At 70.0% G+C, this 15,537-nt stretch carries 13 protein-coding genes and 1 pseudogene; 11 read left to right on the top strand and 3 right to left on the bottom strand.

Annotated elements, in window-relative coordinates:
* Window positions 1-39: 39 nt before the first annotated feature.
* From OHT74_RS36545 to OHT74_RS36520, 4 genes are all read left to right on the top strand, one after another.
* Window positions 40-1,404 (top strand): carotenoid oxygenase family protein, encoded by a 1,365-nt coding sequence (locus OHT74_RS36545; RefSeq protein WP_328622625.1) that lies wholly within the window; start codon window positions 40-42, stop codon window positions 1,402-1,404.
* A 690-nt stretch (window positions 1,405-2,094) separates the two neighbouring features.
* Window positions 2,095-3,993: an RHS repeat-associated core domain-containing protein gene (locus OHT74_RS36530; protein WP_328622624.1), complete on the top strand. Its 1,899-nt coding sequence runs from the start codon at window positions 2,095-2,097 to the stop codon at window positions 3,991-3,993.
* The gene (locus tag OHT74_RS36525; RefSeq protein WP_328622623.1) at window positions 3,980-4,462 is read left to right on the top strand and encodes an Imm50 family immunity protein; all 483 of its coding nucleotides are present in this window, start codon (window positions 3,980-3,982) and stop codon (window positions 4,460-4,462) included. Before OHT74_RS36530 ends, OHT74_RS36525 begins: the two co-directional genes overlap by 14 nt.
* Before the next feature lies 1 nt (window position 4,463).
* Window positions 4,464-4,856 (top strand): Imm50 family immunity protein, encoded by a 393-nt coding sequence (locus OHT74_RS36520; protein WP_266670846.1) that lies wholly within the window; start codon window positions 4,464-4,466, stop codon window positions 4,854-4,856.
* Between the two features lie 11 nt (window positions 4,857-4,867).
* On the opposite strand, the gene OHT74_RS36515 is transcribed toward OHT74_RS36520, so the two are convergent.
* Window positions 4,868-5,707 carry a class II glutamine amidotransferase gene (locus OHT74_RS36515; protein WP_328622622.1) on the bottom strand — a complete coding sequence of 280 codons (840 nt, stop codon included), beginning with the start codon at window positions 5,705-5,707 and terminating at the stop codon, window positions 4,868-4,870.
* A 287-nt stretch (window positions 5,708-5,994) separates the two neighbouring features.
* On the opposite strand from OHT74_RS36515, the gene OHT74_RS36510 reads away from it, so the two are divergent.
* From OHT74_RS36510 to OHT74_RS36495, 4 genes are all read left to right on the top strand, one after another.
* Window positions 5,995-7,005: a hypothetical protein gene (locus OHT74_RS36510; RefSeq protein ID WP_328622621.1), complete on the top strand. Its 1,011-nt coding sequence runs from the start codon at window positions 5,995-5,997 to the stop codon at window positions 7,003-7,005.
* A gap of 51 nt (window positions 7,006-7,056) precedes the next feature.
* The gene (locus OHT74_RS36505) at window positions 7,057-7,641 is read left to right on the top strand and encodes a TetR/AcrR family transcriptional regulator (protein WP_328622620.1); all 585 of its coding nucleotides are present in this window, start codon (window positions 7,057-7,059) and stop codon (window positions 7,639-7,641) included.
* Window positions 7,642-7,750: 109 nt separating this feature from the next.
* Window positions 7,751-9,181 (top strand): MFS transporter, encoded by a 1,431-nt coding sequence (locus tag OHT74_RS36500; RefSeq protein WP_328622619.1) that lies wholly within the window; start codon window positions 7,751-7,753, stop codon window positions 9,179-9,181.
* A 56-nt stretch (window positions 9,182-9,237) separates the two neighbouring features.
* A complete protein-coding gene (locus tag OHT74_RS36495; RefSeq protein WP_328622618.1) occupies window positions 9,238-9,996 on the top strand; it encodes an SDR family NAD(P)-dependent oxidoreductase in 759 nt (252 codons plus the stop codon).
* 82 nt (window positions 9,997-10,078) lie between these two features.
* Here OHT74_RS36495 and OHT74_RS36490 read toward each other — a convergent pair whose 3' ends face one another.
* Window positions 10,079-10,621, bottom strand: a complete 543-nt coding sequence (locus tag OHT74_RS36490; RefSeq protein WP_328623466.1) for an FABP family protein — start codon at window positions 10,619-10,621, stop codon at window positions 10,079-10,081.
* Between the two features lie 35 nt (window positions 10,622-10,656).
* Between OHT74_RS36490 and OHT74_RS36485 the strand changes: the two genes are divergently transcribed.
* Entirely contained in the window at window positions 10,657-12,195 is a 1,539-nt protein-coding gene (locus OHT74_RS36485; RefSeq protein WP_328622617.1) for an MFS transporter, read from the top strand.
* Window positions 12,196-12,309: 114 nt separating this feature from the next.
* Window positions 12,310-13,992, top strand: a complete 1,683-nt coding sequence (locus tag OHT74_RS36480; RefSeq protein ID WP_443047631.1) for an MFS transporter — start codon at window positions 12,310-12,312, stop codon at window positions 13,990-13,992.
* Here OHT74_RS36480 and OHT74_RS36475 read toward each other — a convergent pair.
* Window positions 13,986-14,600 (bottom strand): DUF998 domain-containing protein, encoded by a 615-nt coding sequence (locus OHT74_RS36475; RefSeq protein ID WP_328622616.1) that lies wholly within the window; start codon window positions 14,598-14,600, stop codon window positions 13,986-13,988. The two genes, OHT74_RS36480 and OHT74_RS36475, sit on opposite strands and share 7 nt — an antisense overlap.
* A gap of 132 nt (window positions 14,601-14,732) precedes the next feature.
* Between OHT74_RS36475 and OHT74_RS42240 the strand changes: the two are divergent.
* A pseudogene (locus OHT74_RS42240) lies at window positions 14,733-15,479 on the top strand (APC family permease); the annotation flags it as partial.
* Window positions 15,480-15,537 lie beyond the last annotated feature (58 nt).

The raw sequence follows: 15,537 nt of genomic DNA, 5'->3' as shown, positions 1-15,537 counted from the left end.
TCCTGACCAAACACCACATCTGCGAAGGAGATTCCTGCCATGACGACTGCGAAGCCCTATCTGACCGGCCACTACACCCCTCTCGTCGAGGAGGTCACCGCCACCGGCCTCACCGTCGAGGGCACCCTGCCCCCCGAGCTGACCGGCCGGCTGCTCCGCAACGGGCACAACCCCAAGCCCGGCGTCACCCCCGCCCACTGGTTCAAGGGCAGCGGTATGGTCCACGGCATCCGGCTGCGTGACGGCCGCGCCGAGTGGTACCGCAACCGCTGGGTGCACACCCCCGCACTCGACGGCGCTCCCTACATGACCGAGCACGGACCCGACCTGACCGCCAGCACCGCGGGCACCCACATCATCGAACACGCCGGACGGCTCCTGGCGCTGTGCGAGGCGAACCTGCCCTTCGAACTCACCCCGGAGCTGGAGACGGTCGGTGCCTACGACTTCGGCGGCAAGCTGCGCAACGCGATGACCGCGCACCCCAAGGAGGACCCGGTGACCGGGGAGCTCCACTTCTTCGGGTCCTCACCGTTCCCGCCTTTCCTGACGTACTACGTCTCCGATGCCAAGGGTGAGATCATCCACAGCGCCGAGGTCCCCGGAGCGACCGCCGCGCTCAAGCACGACTTCGCCGTCACCCGCCGCCACGTGGTGTTCGTCGAGGGCAACGTCACCTTCGACCCCGCGGAACACTCCGGCATCCCCTACAGCTGGAGCGACCGGCAGCCCGCCCGCATCGGTGTCATGCCGCGCGGAAACGACGGCACCCGGCACGTGCGCTGGTTCTCCATCGAACCCGGCAACATGCTCCACGTCTCCAACGCCTACGAGGACGGCCAGGGTCGCATCGTCCTGGAAGGCCCCACCGTGGACCGCGAGGGCTTCCGGCTCTCGTGGAACTGGTGGGTCGGCGCGCCCGACCGCGGCAGCGAGCCCGGCTCCCGCTCCTACACCCGCCGCTGGGTGATCGACATGACCGACGGCACCGTCGGCGAGCAGATCATCGACGACCTGCCGGTGGAGTTCCCGACCCTCAACGAGGGTTACCTGGGCGCCGAGAACCGCTACCAGTACGCCATCTGCTTCCCCGACGAGAAGGGCTTCGGCGGCTACGGCGTCGTCAAGTACGACCGCACCACCGGCGCCCGCCGCATCCACCAGGTGGGCGACGCCCGCATGCCCAGCGAAGCCGTATTCGTCCCCGCTGCCCGTGCCACGTGCGAGGACGACGGCTATCTGCTGACCGTCGTCTCCGACCTCAAGCAGGACGCCTCGCAGTTGCTGGTTCTCGACGCCTCCGGCCTCGACCGGGTCGCCACGGTCCACCTGCCCCACCGGGTGACCGCCGGGATCCACGGCTCCTGGGTCCCCGACGCCGACCTGAACGACACCACGGGCTGACCCCAACCCGGCTGCCGGAGCTGCGAGGTGATCGCGGCTCCGGCACTGCCGTCCCCATGCTCGCGACCACCCTCCCCGGACCGGCGCTCACTCAGCCGGAGCCGGGCAGCGGCAATGACGATCACGGATACGGACTGGCGGTCATCGACTGCATCGAGGACCGCAACGGCAACTCGATGACCCGCTCCGCCTACGATGCCCGGGGCCGGCTGTCCTCCCGCACCGACCCGCTGGGCCGAGCCACCGTCTTCAACCGCGATGCGCAGGGCGGCTGGTCTCCGTCGTCCGTCCGGACGGCCGGGAGCTCACCACCGAATACGACGAGGCCGGTCGGCCCGTCATGCAGACCAGGGCCGACCGCACCACCTGGCGGTTCACGTACGACGAGCGGGGCAATCGGCTCTCCCGCACCAACCCGGTCGGAGCCACGACCCGCCACACGTACGACGCCTCGGGCGGCGTCACGCCCGTCACCGATGCGCTCGGCGGCACCACGCACATCCGCTGCGACGCGGCGGGCCTGCCGGTGGAGATCACCGACCCGGTCGGGGCGGTCACGCGCTACGAACGGGACGCGTTCGGACGGGCGGTGCGGATCACGGATGCGCTCGGGAAGACCACCGGGCTGGAGTGGACGCCGGAGGGCCAGCCGGCGCGGCAGGTCGAGCCGACGGAACGGCCCAGGCGTGGGTGTACGACGGCGAGGGCAACTGTGTCCGCCACACCGACGCGCTCGGCGGGACCACCACGTACGAGTACGGCGACTTCGACCTGGTCACGGCTCGCACCGGTCCCGACGGTGCGCGCTACACGTTCGCGTACGACGCCTCGCTGCGGATCGCCGAGGTCGTCAACCCGCAGGGGATGAGCTGGCGGTACACGTACGACGCGGCCGGCATGCCGGAGTCGGAGACCGACTTCGACGGCCGCACCCTGCGCTACACCCACGACGCCGCCGGCCGGCTGGTCAACCGCGTCAACGCGGCGGGCCAGGCCGTCCGCCTGGAATACGACGTCCTCGACAACCGGACCCTGAAGGAGACGGACGGCGCGGTCACCCGCTACGAGTACGACTACTCGGACCGGATCGCATCGATCACCGGGCCCGAGGGCACCGTGACGTACCTCCGTGACCGGTTCGGCCGGATCCGGGAGGAGTCGGTCGACGGGCGGACCCTGACCCGTACGTACGACGAGTTCAGCCGCGTCGTCTCCCGGACCACCCCGTCCGGCGCCACCGCCGAGTGGACGTACGACGCAGCCGGCCACCGGACCGACCTGACCACCTCGGGCCGACGGCTGGCCTTCGAACGGGATGCGCTGGGCCGCGAGACGGGCCGCCGCATCGGTGACACGTTCGTCCTCGACCTCGTACGCGACGGCCTCGGGCGGCTGGTGGAGCAGCGCGTCACCGGCGCCGACGGCCGGCTCCTGCAGCGCCGGGGGTACGCCTATCGGGCGGACGGCTACCTGCTGGGCGTGGACGACGAGCTGGCCGGTGCCCGGACGTACGAGCTGGACCCTGCAGGCCGGGTCACCGCGGTGAGCGCCGACAGCTGGACCGAGCGTTATGTGTACGACGCCGCGGGCAACCAGACGGAGGCCGGTTGGCCGGCCGCCCATCCGGGCGGTGCCGACGTGACCGGACCGCGCACGTACGAGGGCACCCGGCTCACCGGCGCGGGCCGCGTCCGGTACGAGTACGACGCCCTGGGCCGGATCACCCTCCGCCAGTGCACCCGGCTCTCCCGCAAGCCCGACACCTGGCGCTACGCCTGGGATGCCGATGACCGGCTCACGGCGGTGACCACCCCGGACGGGACGCTGTGGCGCTACACCTACGACCCGACGGGCCGGCGCAGCGCCAAACGGCGGATGGCGGCGGACGGGGTCACGGTGGCCGAGGAGGTCACGTTCGCATGGGACGGCACGACCCTGCGCGAGCAGACGACGACCGGCCCGGAACAGCCGCACTCGGTCACTCTCACCTGGGACCACCAGGGCCTCGAGCCGCTGGCCCAGACCGAACGGCTGGTCTCTGCGGACGGGCGGGAAATCGACAGCCGGTTCTTCGCGATCGTCACGGACCTGATCGGCACCCCTCAGGAACTCGTCGACGAGGCGGGCGGGATTGCGTGGCGCACGCGCAGCACCGTCTGGGGCACGACCACGTGGAACACGGACGCCCACGCCTACACCCCGCTCCGCTTCCCCGGGCAGTACTTCGACCCGGAATCGGGCTTGCACTACAACTGCTTCCGGTACTACGACCCGGAGACCGCGCGCTACCTCTCCGTCGACCCGCTGGGCCTCGGGTCGGCCCCGAACGCGTCGACGTACGTCACGAACCCGCTGTTGTGGACGGACGCACTGGGGCTGGCTCCGGACGATTGCCCGCCGAAGGTGGGCAAGACCAAGGAGGAGCTACCCAACGGTGACATCGTCGTCTACCAGGACCACTGGTTCGGTCACCAGAAGCCGGGCGAGCCTGGATATCAACCGTCCCATGTCCATGTCCGGCCCGGTGACGACCCCCGGAACGGCCAGATACCAGGGGCAGAGGAGCATTACTACTATGACCTGGACTGATTTTGTAGTGAATGCGGACTTCACTCCGTATTTCGATGAGGTTCCCGACCTGACCGGTGTCCGGCTGCGGTCGGTGCACCTGGACGGCTGGGACCCGACCGTCACCCTGCGCCTCGACCTCCCGCGGTTCCCCGACCGCTGGGACGGCGCACCGGGCGACACCATGCAGTGCCAGATCCAGTTCGTCATGGTGCAGGATTTCCTCATGGAGGGGTGGCAGCCGCCGGTCACGGCGGATGTCGTTCTCCGTGCTCTGCCGGAACACAGGCTGGCGGTGCAGCTGGTGGCGCCCGGCGTCGCCGTGTCGTTCACGGCGAATGCGTCCGTCCTGGCAGGGAAGATCAGCGTCTTCACGCAGGAAGCGGACGGCGGGGACAGCGGCCCGCGCTCCTTCAGCCGTCCGCTCGAAACCCGCCTCTATCCGGCGCTTCCTCCGGCCTATGCGAACACCTTCTACGAGCGTGTGTGAGATGACTGCTTCCAACGACTGGCCGGAACTGCGCGACCTGTACGGCGCAGCGCCGGTGCCCGACCTGGACACCTGCCACTTCTTCCACGTCCACATCGACGAGCGCGGCACCTCCGTGACCTTCGGCTTCGAGACGTCGCAGCTGCCGGAGCACCCGAAGCCGGAGTGGACGGCGTCGGCGTACAACACCCTGCGCTTCTGGGTCGAGTTCACCGGGGTGACCGACCTGCGGGTGTCGGGCATCCTGGCGGAAGCCGAGCGCGCGGTGCGGATCACCGGCGGCGTGCCGGACCACCTCGAGGTGTCGGTGACCAGCGAGACGCGCTCGATCGCCTTCTCTGCGTCGGCATCACGTGTCACGTATACACGCGTGTATCTGAAGGGATCGCTGTAGCGAGCGGAGCTTCACGTCGGAATGGGGGCGAACGGGCGGAGTTCGTCCGCTCCTGCCCGTACCATGCCGTAGCTGTGTTCCGGTACCTCGTTCCAAGCCCCTGGCAGGTCACCGAGCGGCTCGGACACGATGAGGCGGGTCTCATCCGACAAGTCGCGCAGGATGGGCATGTCGGGGTGCAGCGCGCGCAGCGATTCGACCTTGGTGCTGTAGAAGAGCGACCGGGCGTTGCCCTCGCTGGCGTAACGGAAGGCCCAGACCGCCGAACCGTCGGTCACGGCGACGGTCATCTGCAGGGGCGCAGCGACGCCGTGCGCGTGGCCAACGCGCTCCACCAGGCCCGCCATCCGGGCCACCGCGCCCGGGGGGTCGGCGTCCAGGCCGAGGGTCAGTGCGAGGAAGAACATCACCTCCGAGTCCGTGGAGCCCTCGAGGTCGGCATACAGCTCGGGGTCCACGGCCAGGCAGAGCTCCCTTCGCAGCGTGTGGAATTCGGCGATGGAGCCGTTGTGCATCCACAGCCAGCGGCCGTGGCGGAAGGGGTGACAGTTCGTCTGCTGCACCGCCGTGCCCGTCGAGGCGCGTATGTGGGCGAAGAGCAGCGGGGATCTGACGTGCTGCGCGATCTCACGCAGGTTGCGGTTGCTCCACACCGGGCCGATGTCCCGTACCACCGCCGGGATGGGGTTGCTCGAGCTCTCCGCGTACCAGCCGATGCCGAATCCGTCACCATTGGTCGTCTCGACGCCGAGACGGGAGTGGAGACCCTGATCGATCAGGGAGTGTGCGGGCTTGTACAGAATCGTTTCAAGGACGAGCGGGGTTCCCGAATACGCGAGCCACCGACACATGATTGATCCCCTTCCCGGGTGAGCGCCTGCAGGAAGCCACGATTGCGCCGAGCACGCGGTCCACAGCCCGCCCCCTGGCCGGCCCGACGGCTGTCAGGGCCGCCAGGGCCCCGAGGACCCCGAGGGTCTCCAAGTCGTCATTTCGATCACTTCGAGCATACGAGCCTCATTGGTTCGCCGCATCACTCCCCGGCGGCGGCCGCCTTCCGGCACTACTGATCGCGCAGGGCCACCCTCGGCACCCATTGGTACTATCTATGCAACATTGCGAGGTTTCTGGAGGTCTCGTGGTGCGCGCCTCCCTGTACGTCCGCCGACTGCCCGCCACTGCGCTCGTCTCGCTCGCCTGCGGAGCATGTCTGACCCTGCTGCCACCCGGTCCGGCGCAGGCGTTCTCCGGCGACAACCACGAGAAGATCACTCGCGGCGCCCTGAAGTGGGAGCCCAGGTCGTTGACGGCGATGGCCGACTCGCGCGACGGGGCGATCGTGGCCGACGACCAGGGCGACTACTTCAAGCTCGGCACCCTGCACTGTGACAACGCCGACTACCTCGGCTCGCGATTCACGTCCGCGTACCCCCGAACCCGCGACGAGGCGAACACGGAACTGCTCGCCTGCATCCGTGGCTCCGTCGCCCGTCTGCGGGCTGCCGTCCGCTACGCCGACGGGCTGGTCGACTCCCAGGGCAAGGTCATCGCACGCCAGAGCGACCTGGGTTCCCCCTGCACGTGGAACGGGAGGGCGGAACGCGCCAAGTGCACCGTCCTGGAACAGCTCGGCCGCGGCTGGCACCCGATCGAGGACTTCTACTCACACAGCAACTGGTCAGACAAGGTCGACGCCGGCCCCATCGGCACGGCCAACCCACCCGGGCTGAACCGCACCGGCATCGCACCGTTCCTCGACATCCGCCGCTACAGCTCCATGAACGACGCCGAGTGGACCAAGGAAGCCGCCGGCCTGATTCCCGAGGACCTGGCCACCGGCTGCTACCCGGACTTCGAGTCGACCGGTATCAAGCCCACGGACTGCGCCGGACGCATCGAGCACAACCGCGCCCTCAACAAGGACACCGAAGCCGCTGAACGTTCGAAGAACGGCAACTTTCAGCGGGCCACCGAGCTTGCCGCCCAGGACATCGCCCGCCAGTGGAAGGACTTCACGGCAGAGCTCATCGCGACCTACCCCGACAACGGACGCGGCGAGCAGATGATCTGCGCGCTCACCCACGACACTCCTGCGACCAGCTGTCCCGACCGGCCCCGGGCGGAGACCCGCCCTGCGATCAGGCCCTAACGGAACGAGAAATATTGACCGCTCGTTCCAGATAGCTCTATGATCTTGTTCGTGGCCAGGACCAAGGAATTCGATCCGGACGCCGCGCTCCAGTCGGCCCTCGAGCTGTTCTGGCGGCGTGGATACGAAGCGACGTCGGTGGCGGATCTCGTCGAGCACCTCGGCATCGGCCGGGCGAGCATCTACGCGACGTTCGGCAGCAAGCACGAGCTCTACCTCAAGGCACTGGACCGGTACGCGGAGTCCGTCGACCCGCGGCTCTTCGCCGACCTGTCCGGGCCGGGGCCGGCCCTGCCGGCCGTACGGACCGTGGTGCGCCGCTTCGCCGCGGAGGCCGCCTCGCCGCAGGAGCGGCTGAACGGCTGCTTCGTCACCAACACGGCCGCCGAGCTGGGCGCTCACGACTCCGTGGCGGCCCGCCGGGTCGAGTCGAGCTGGGACCGGCTGGAAACGCTGCTGCTCGCGGCGCTCGTCCGGGCGCAGGCGCAGGGCGAACTGCCTCCGGAGCGCGACCCGCGCGCCCTGGCGCGGATGCTGCTGGTCCTGCTGCAGGGGGTGCGGGTCGTCGGGAAGGCCTCGGCCGACCCCGCCCGCGTACGGGACGCGGCCGAGCAGGCACTGTCCCTGCTGGACTGACCCGAACCGATCCGAACTGACCGCGACGCCCGCGGAGGAGCCGCCCGGCTCCCTTCCGCACGCCCAAATAATAGAACGATCGGTCAAATATCAAGGGAGGGGGAAGGACATGGGGAGGAGCACGACCTCCACCAGCACCACCAGGACCACCACACCCGGCACCACGACCACCACGACCACCACGCCCGCCGCCACACCCGCTTCCGCCGGAGCCGCAGGCAGCCGCGCCGCCTTCGCGCTGCTCGGCAGCATCCAGATCGCACTCATCTACACCCTCGCCGCCACCACCGTCCCGCTCCCCCGCATCGCCCGCGACTTCGCCCTCCAGCGCGCCGACCTGATCCTGCTGAGCGCCGCCTACGGACTGACCTTCGCCGGGCTGCTGCTCCTGGGCGGACGCCTCGCCGACCGGTACGGCGGGCGGCGCGCCCTCACCGCGGGCCTCGCGCTGTTCGCCGCGGCCTCCCTCGTGGCCCCCCTCGCCCCCAACGGCCAGGCCCTGCTGGCCGCCCGCTTCGCGCAGGGCGCCGGGGCGGCCCTCGTCGCCCCCGCCGCCATGGCGGTCCTACGCGCCCTGTTCCCGTCCCCAGCCGCATACGGCCGGGCCATGGCCACCTGGGGCGGGCTCTCGGTCCTCGGCGCGACCGCGGGCAACCTGCTCTCCGGTGTCATCTCCGCCCTGCTGTCCTGGCGTTGGGCCCTCGTCGTCCCCGCGGTGGTGGCCCTGGCCGCCCTGTTCCTCGCGCCGCGGCTGCTGCCGGGCACCGTGCAGGGCCGGGGCAGGAGCCTGGACCTTCCGGGAGCCCTGCTCGCCACCACCGGGATCAGCCTGGTCAGTTACGGCCTCGTGGCCACCGACGCCCACCCCTGGACCTCGGCGGCGGTCCTCGCGCCGCTGTCCGCCGGAGCCGCCCTGCTCGCCGCGTTCTCCGTTGCCGAGCGCCTCTCCCGCGACCCGCTCCTGCCGCCCCGCTTCCTCCTGGACCGGCGCCGGGCAGCATCCCTCGCGGCCGTCGCGATCACCGCCTGCGGGACGGCGAGCACCTTCGTCCTGCTCTCCCTCCACTTCCAGCAAGACCGTGACTGGTCACCGCTGCGCACCTCCGCCGCCTTCGTCCCCTTCGCCGTCACCCTGATCGCCTCCGGCCGCGCGGTCAGGCCCCTGACAGCCCGTCACGGTGCCCGCGCCGTCACCGCGGGGGGACTGGCCACCGGCGCGGCCGGGCTCGGGCTGCTCTCCCTCACCGGCCTCGACGCCGGCACCCCGTACTCGCTCGGCCTGCTGCCCGGCCTCGTCCTCCTCGCGGCGGGCGGCGCCGCCTCCTTCGCCGGAGCAGCCGTCCTGGCCACCGAGGGGGTGCCCGCGCGGGACGCCGGCCTGGCCGGCGGCGTGCTGAACACCGCGATGGAGTTCGGCCCGACCGTACTGTTCGCCCTCTTGCTCACCCTCGGCGACGATGCCGCCTCGCTCGCCGCGACGGCCTCCGCGTTCGCCGCCGTGGCCCTCCTGCACTGCGTACGCCCCCGCGCCCGGGCGTGACGGCAGCTCTCCTCCACAGCCCTCCCCCACTTACACCCGTACAAGGAGCCACCGCTATGAACCGTTTCACCGACGCGTCCGTCCTGGTCACCGGCGCCGGATCCGGCCTCGGCCGGGCGATCGCCCTCGCCTTCGCCGCCGAGGGCGCCCGTGTGGTCGCCGCGGGCCGGACCGCGGCCTCCCTCGACGAGACCGTGCGCCTCGTCCGGGCGGCCGGCGGCACGGCCGAGGCGGTCACCGCCGACGTCACCGACTCCGCCCAACTGGCCGCTCTCGTCCGGGAGACCGTCGCACGGTTCGGCACGCTGGACATCGCCGTCAACAACGCCGGGATACTCCGCGGCACGGTGCCCGCCGGCGACATCGCCGAGGAGGACTGGGACGCGGTACTGCGGACCAATGTCACCGGTGTCTGGCTGGCCATGAAGCACGAGATCGCCCACATGCGGGAGAACGGCGGCGGCACCATCGTCAACATCTCCTCGAACCTGGGCGCCCACGCCCGCATCCCGAACGCCGCCGCGTACATCACCTCCAAGGCCGCCGTCTCCGCGCTGACCCGCGCAGCCGCCCTGGATCACATCCGCGACGGCGTGCGCATCAACGCGGTCAGCCCTGGAACTTCCGCCGCCCCCATGTCCCTGCGGCCGGGCGAGACGGAGGCCGACCGCGCAGAGCGGGTCAAGAACGAGAACCCGCTCGGCCGCGTGGCGGAGGCCGAGGAGGTCGCGGCCTCGGTCCTCTACCTCGCCTCGTCCGCGGCGGGTTCCGTGGTCGGCCACGACCTGGTCGTCGACAGCGGCTCCTCCGCCTGACCGCCCGGCACCGGCCCCCGTCCCGCTTCCGCCCCGGCGCTGCCCCGCCGGCGCGGCGCCGGTTCCGGCCTCGGCCGGGCCGTCAGGAGGGGCGCCGCCGCAGACGCGTGGTCAGGTGGTGCTGGAGCGGCTGCCCCACCGCCGCCATGTCGTGCACCACCGTCAGCAGGTCTCCGTCGATGCTGTAGCGGCGGCGCGTACCGGTGACCTCCTTGGCCAGCGGGGTCAGCGCCACGTCCTTCGTCCCGATCTCGATCTCCGTACCGGACACCGTGCCCACATACGTCTCGACGATCCCGGTGGGGTGGGCGAGGACGACCTCCAGGCCCGCGTCAGGCGTCACCCTCCACCATCCGGCCTCCCGACCGGCAGGCCGGATGGGAGCCCCGGACTCGTCGACCAGCCAGGCGCGCGCCTCGTAATGCAGGAAAGGGCGCCCGTCGTGGCTGAAGACGACCTCCTGCTCGTAGCGGAAATCCCGTTCCAGCGTGGGGTACTGGCCCTGGCCCCGGCCGTGCCAGCACCCCACCAGCCCCAGTACGGGCGTCAACAGCGGGTGCGGCTCGGGGCCTTCGCCGAGGGTGTGGGTGTCGGGGTACGGATTCTCCTGCACCGGATCGAACATGGTCACCTTGTCTGTGTCGGCGAAACGGAGTCGGCATGCAGCCCGGGCCGTGGATTCCGGATCCTGCACGCACACAGCGTGACAGAACCGGGCCGGCCATTTCGTTCGGGCGCTCCACTCGTTGGCCATGGGTGTCGCCTCCGCATCGGCCTTCTCCTGCAGGCTCTCCTGCACCCCGCAGGCACTTCGTCGTCGCCGCGATGGGTTGCGCCGGGGGAATGGTCTTGCTGGACCAGACCGTCGTCGCGGTCGCCCTCGACCCGATGGCACGAAGTCTTGGCCTGACCACGTTCGTGATGCACGGTGTGGTGCTCGTCTACGTCCTGTCGCTGTCGGCCTTCGCGCCGGTCGGCGGCATGGCGGCCCGCAGGTTCGGCCTTCTGCGCACCTTCCGGTTCGGGACCGCGCTCTTCATCCTCTCCTCCGCCGTCTGCGGACTCACGCCGGACGGTGACGCCGCCGAGCCCTTCCTGCTCACCGCGAGGGCCGTGCAGGGCGCGGGTGCCGCACTGATGATCCCGGTGGCCACCACGGTGATCACCGACCTGTACGAGGAGCACGAACGCGGCAGGGCGCTGGCGGTGTACGCGGGTCTGGCGCAGGTCTTCTTCGTCCTCGGACCCGTGGTGGGGGCGGTCCTCACCCAGTTCCTCGGGTGGCGTTGGGTCTTCCTCGTCAACGTGCCCGTCGGCGTGGCGATCCTGTGGGTGATCGCCGGGGCACGGCTGCGCAAGGGGGCGGAGGGTGGCACACTCACCGCGCTCCAGCCACTCTTTGTGATCTTTTCCCTCGTCGTGCTCGTCTTCGGGCTCTACCTGTGCGGTGTCTGGGGCTTCACCGACGTCAGAGTGTTCGCCGCACTGGCGACGGGCGCGCTGGCGCTGGTCCAGGCAGTGCGAATCGTCCTGCGGTCCGGGCAGCCCCTCGTCGATCTGCGGCTGCTGGCCATCCGCCCGTACGCCGTCGCGGTGGCGCTCACGTTCATGGTGCAGGCTCCGCAGCTGATCGTGCTGGTGCACGGCACGCTGTTCCTGCGGCAGGCCATGGACCTGTCGCTCCTGGCCACCGGAATCTCCCTGATTCCCCTGGTCACAGCCCTGGCGGCGGGTACGTTGATGTCCGGGTACCTCCTGGACCGCTCCCGGTCGATCCGGGTGCCCGTACTGCTCGGCCTGACAACGGCTACCCTCGGCGCGGCGGTCTGGACGCTGTCCCTGCCCTCGCGCGAGTACCTCTGGCAGGTCCCCGGGATGGTCCTCGCGGGGATCGGAATGGGGATGCCGATCCCCGCCCTCAGCGCCGAACTCATGCGTGCGGTTCCCGTGGGCAAGAGAGCCGATGCGTCCGTTCTCCGGCAGACGCTGCGGCAGTTGGGCGGGGCGGTCGGGCTGGCGGCGGCGGGGGCCGTCGTACTGGCGGCGAACGACGAGACGGCCGACGAGAGGGGAATCGTCACCGCTGCGGCCGCCCCATCGGGATTCGTGGTCGCGAGCTGTGTCCTGGCCGCCGCGCTGATCCTCGCGGCCGTCATGCTGCCGCGCAAGGAACCGGGACGACAGCCCACCGACGGATGAGAACCCGCCCGTCGGGGCGGAGCGCGACACCGCACTGCACCACTGCGTACGAGCGCCGTACGAGCGCCTCACGGCGCCCCTACCGGCGTGCGGACCGGCTCTCCGGCAGGGAGGATGAGGATTGTGAAGGGCAGAGGGAGCACCGCCCGGGGCTCCTCCCACGGTGCTCCGCGCGGAAACGGTGGGCAACGCGGAACCACGCCGTGGCTGTCCGGCCGGCAAGGCATCGCTGCGAACCAGACGCTCGCCCTCGCGGCCATGGTCTTCGCCGTCGCGATGATCTTCGTGGACCAGACGATCGTCAGCATCGCCGCCCCCAGCATCGTCGAGGAACTCGGCCTGTCGTCCTCCGGAATGCAGCGGGTGGTCAACGCGTACCTGCTCGCGCTCGCCGCGTGCTTCGCGCTCGGCGGGCGGCTCGCCGATGTCTTCGGGCACCGCCGGATGGTGGTGGTGGGCACGATCGTCTTCGTCGTCTCATCCGTGCTCTGCGGCTCGGTGCCGCCCGGAGACTTCGCCGAGAGCTGGCTCATCATCTTCCGGGCCGCCCAGGGGCTGGGCGCGGCGCTGGTGTTCCCCGCCGCACTCGCCGTCGTCGTTTCCGTCGTCCCCGTCGACAAACGGGGCCGGGCGCTGGCCCTGTTCTTCGTCCTCGCCGGCGCGCTCACCGCTCTCGGACCGCTGCTCGGCGGTTGGCTGACCGCGTGGACCTGGCGGGCCATCTTCTGGGTCAACGTCCCCGTGGCCGTCGTCGCCCTCGTCCTGGCCGCCCTCGCCCGGATCCCCGACGCCCGGCGGCGCGAACGTCTCGACGTGCCGGGCGCCGTGCTCATCGCCACCGGCATGGGGCTGAGCGTCCTCGGGATCCAGCAGTCATCCGCCTGGGGCTGGACCGGCCTCCCCACCTGGGCGTGCATCATCGGCGGGCTCGTCGTCCTCGCGATCTTCTGCTGGTACGAAATGCGCACCGACGAACCGCTCATCAAACTGCGCGTCTTCCGCGACCGCGCATTCGCCGCCGACACCCTGGTGCTCTTCTTCTCGATGCTGGCGTTCGTCCCCGTGTTGTTCTTCGCCTCGGTGTACGCGCAGATCTCGCTCAGCTCGTCGCCCCACCAGGCCGCGCTCTACGTGCTGTACTTCTTCGCCGGCTTCGGCCTCTCGGCCCAGTGGGGCGGCAGGATCCTCGACAAGCACGGTGCCCGGCCCACGATGAAGCTCGGCACGGCGCTCGCTTGTGCGGGATTCGCCCTGTGGGCGGCGAAACTGACGGACCTGTCGGCCCACGACCAGTGGCCCTACGCCTGCCTCGCCGGAGCCGGTATGGGCCTCGTGCTCTCCCCGGCCTCCACCGACGCCGTGAACCGGGCGATCGGCGCCTCGTACGGCGAGGTCACCGGTGTCACCCAGACCGTCCGCAACTACGCGGGGGCTCTGGGCATGGCGGTGTTCGGCACGCTCCTCACCCATGTCATGACCAGCAAGATCGCGGAAACACTCACCGCGAAGGGCATGCCGGAGCCGGAAGTCCAGGGTGCTGCCCGCAACATCGCGGAAGCCGTCACCGGTCACCCGGACGACCGCAGTCCCACCGACGGCGGGCCGACCTCCGCGCTGATGCGGAACGCCTTCCAGGCCGTCCACATGGACTTCGCCGAGGCCAACCAGTGGGTCTTCTACGGCATGTCCATCGCGCTGGGCGTGGCGTACCTGTGCACACTGTTGCACCCTGGGACGCGCGTGACGGGCGAGGTCATGGAGGCGGAGGAGACCATGCACGAACGAACTCGTCACTGACGGTCCCGGATGCCGCGGGCTTTCGGGTCAAGGTCGCTGCCATGGGCTGCTCGCCGCGCAAAGACGAGGATGAACGCCCCCGTCCAGATGATCCACACAACGCTGGGCCAGGCGGCGATCCGCTCGAACAGCCCTTGAACCCCGGGGTCCGGTCTCAGCGCCGTAAGCGTGGCCGAGACGACGGACGTCACGCCGCAAGCGATGCCGGCTGCGCCCCAGTACGGCCGACGCGCCTGCCGGAGCATGCCTCCCAGGAGCAGTACGCCCACAGCCCCGCAGGAGAAGCACGTTCCGGCGGACAGGAGATGCACGGTCGGACGGAGGTTGTAGGGGTTGAAGCCGGTGGACACGAGTCCCAGTCCGCTGACGGCCAATACGCCGAACGTGAGGTTCCTGAGACGGTCTGCTGGAAAGATCACCATGTTGAGCACCGCGGCCGAGGTGAGGCACACCCCTCCGACGACCCAGGCGATGTCCGCGGCCTCGTGCCAGGGCGAACAGAAGCGGAACCCCCCGATGAGACCGCATCGCGTGACTCCGAGCGCCGAGATGATGTGCTCTTCCAGGTTCCGACTCGAGGCATGAGGAAGGACGACCAGATTGTTCACCACGAAAATCTGGATCAATGACGCCCAGAGGAAGCCCCCGGCCGTGAGTCTCCTCGATGCCGTGAAAGTGAGTTCTCGCATGCCGCCACTTGGTGCTAGGGCGAGTTGTTCGAAGCTGTCGTCCCACTCAGTATGTCCTCCCCCGGGCTGCTGGAGGTTCACCTTGCCCCGATGAGTCCCGATCCGCGCCCACGGACGAGGGCCGTACGAGCTAATGGGATACCCCCGGCCGGCCCTTTTCGCAGCGCACACGGGACGAGCAAAATGATCTCGCTTGCGAACGGTGGCGGGGAGTCGACGCATGCTCCCCGTAGCCGTCGACCAGTCACGATGAGGTCGCCGCGACGGTGGCCGCCGAGCTCCTGCGCCGACCCGCGGTGGCCGCCTCCTCGGCACCCGTATCCGATGTCCCGAGGTGATCCGATGTCCGGAACCGTCAGCGCGGCCCCGCGGGCCGGCCTGACTCCCACCGACGTCGCAATCATGGTGGTCGGTATCGTCCTCGGTATCGGGATCTTCAAGACGCCATCGCTGGTCGCGAAATACTCGAGCGACGAGACGGTGTTCGTGTTGCTTTGGATGCTCGGCGGACTGATCACTGTGGTCGGCTCGGTTTGTTATGCCGAGCTGGGCAGCGCGCGCCCCAACGCGGGTGGCGAATACGCGTTTCTGCGTGAAGCTTACGGGCCGAGAGTGGCACTTCTGTTCGCCTGGGCGCGGTGCACGGTGATCCAGCCCGGCGCCATCGCCGCCGCAGCGTTCGTGATGGGCGACTACGCGAATGTGCTATGGCCGCTCGGAACGTACGGCCCGGGCGTCTACGCCCTTTTTTCCATCACCCTTTTCACCCTCATCAACCATGTGGGAACCACGCCAGGAAAGCTGACCCAGAAGGTCGTTGAGGTCATCACTGAACCGCCCCGGCGTGTTCGGAGAC

Origin of the sequence: Streptomyces sp. NBC_00354, assembly GCF_036106915.1 — a bacterium.
In the GTDB taxonomy this organism is placed as follows: domain Bacteria; phylum Actinomycetota; class Actinomycetes; order Streptomycetales; family Streptomycetaceae; genus Streptomyces.
This window is presented reverse-complemented; position numbering and strand designations above follow the sequence as displayed.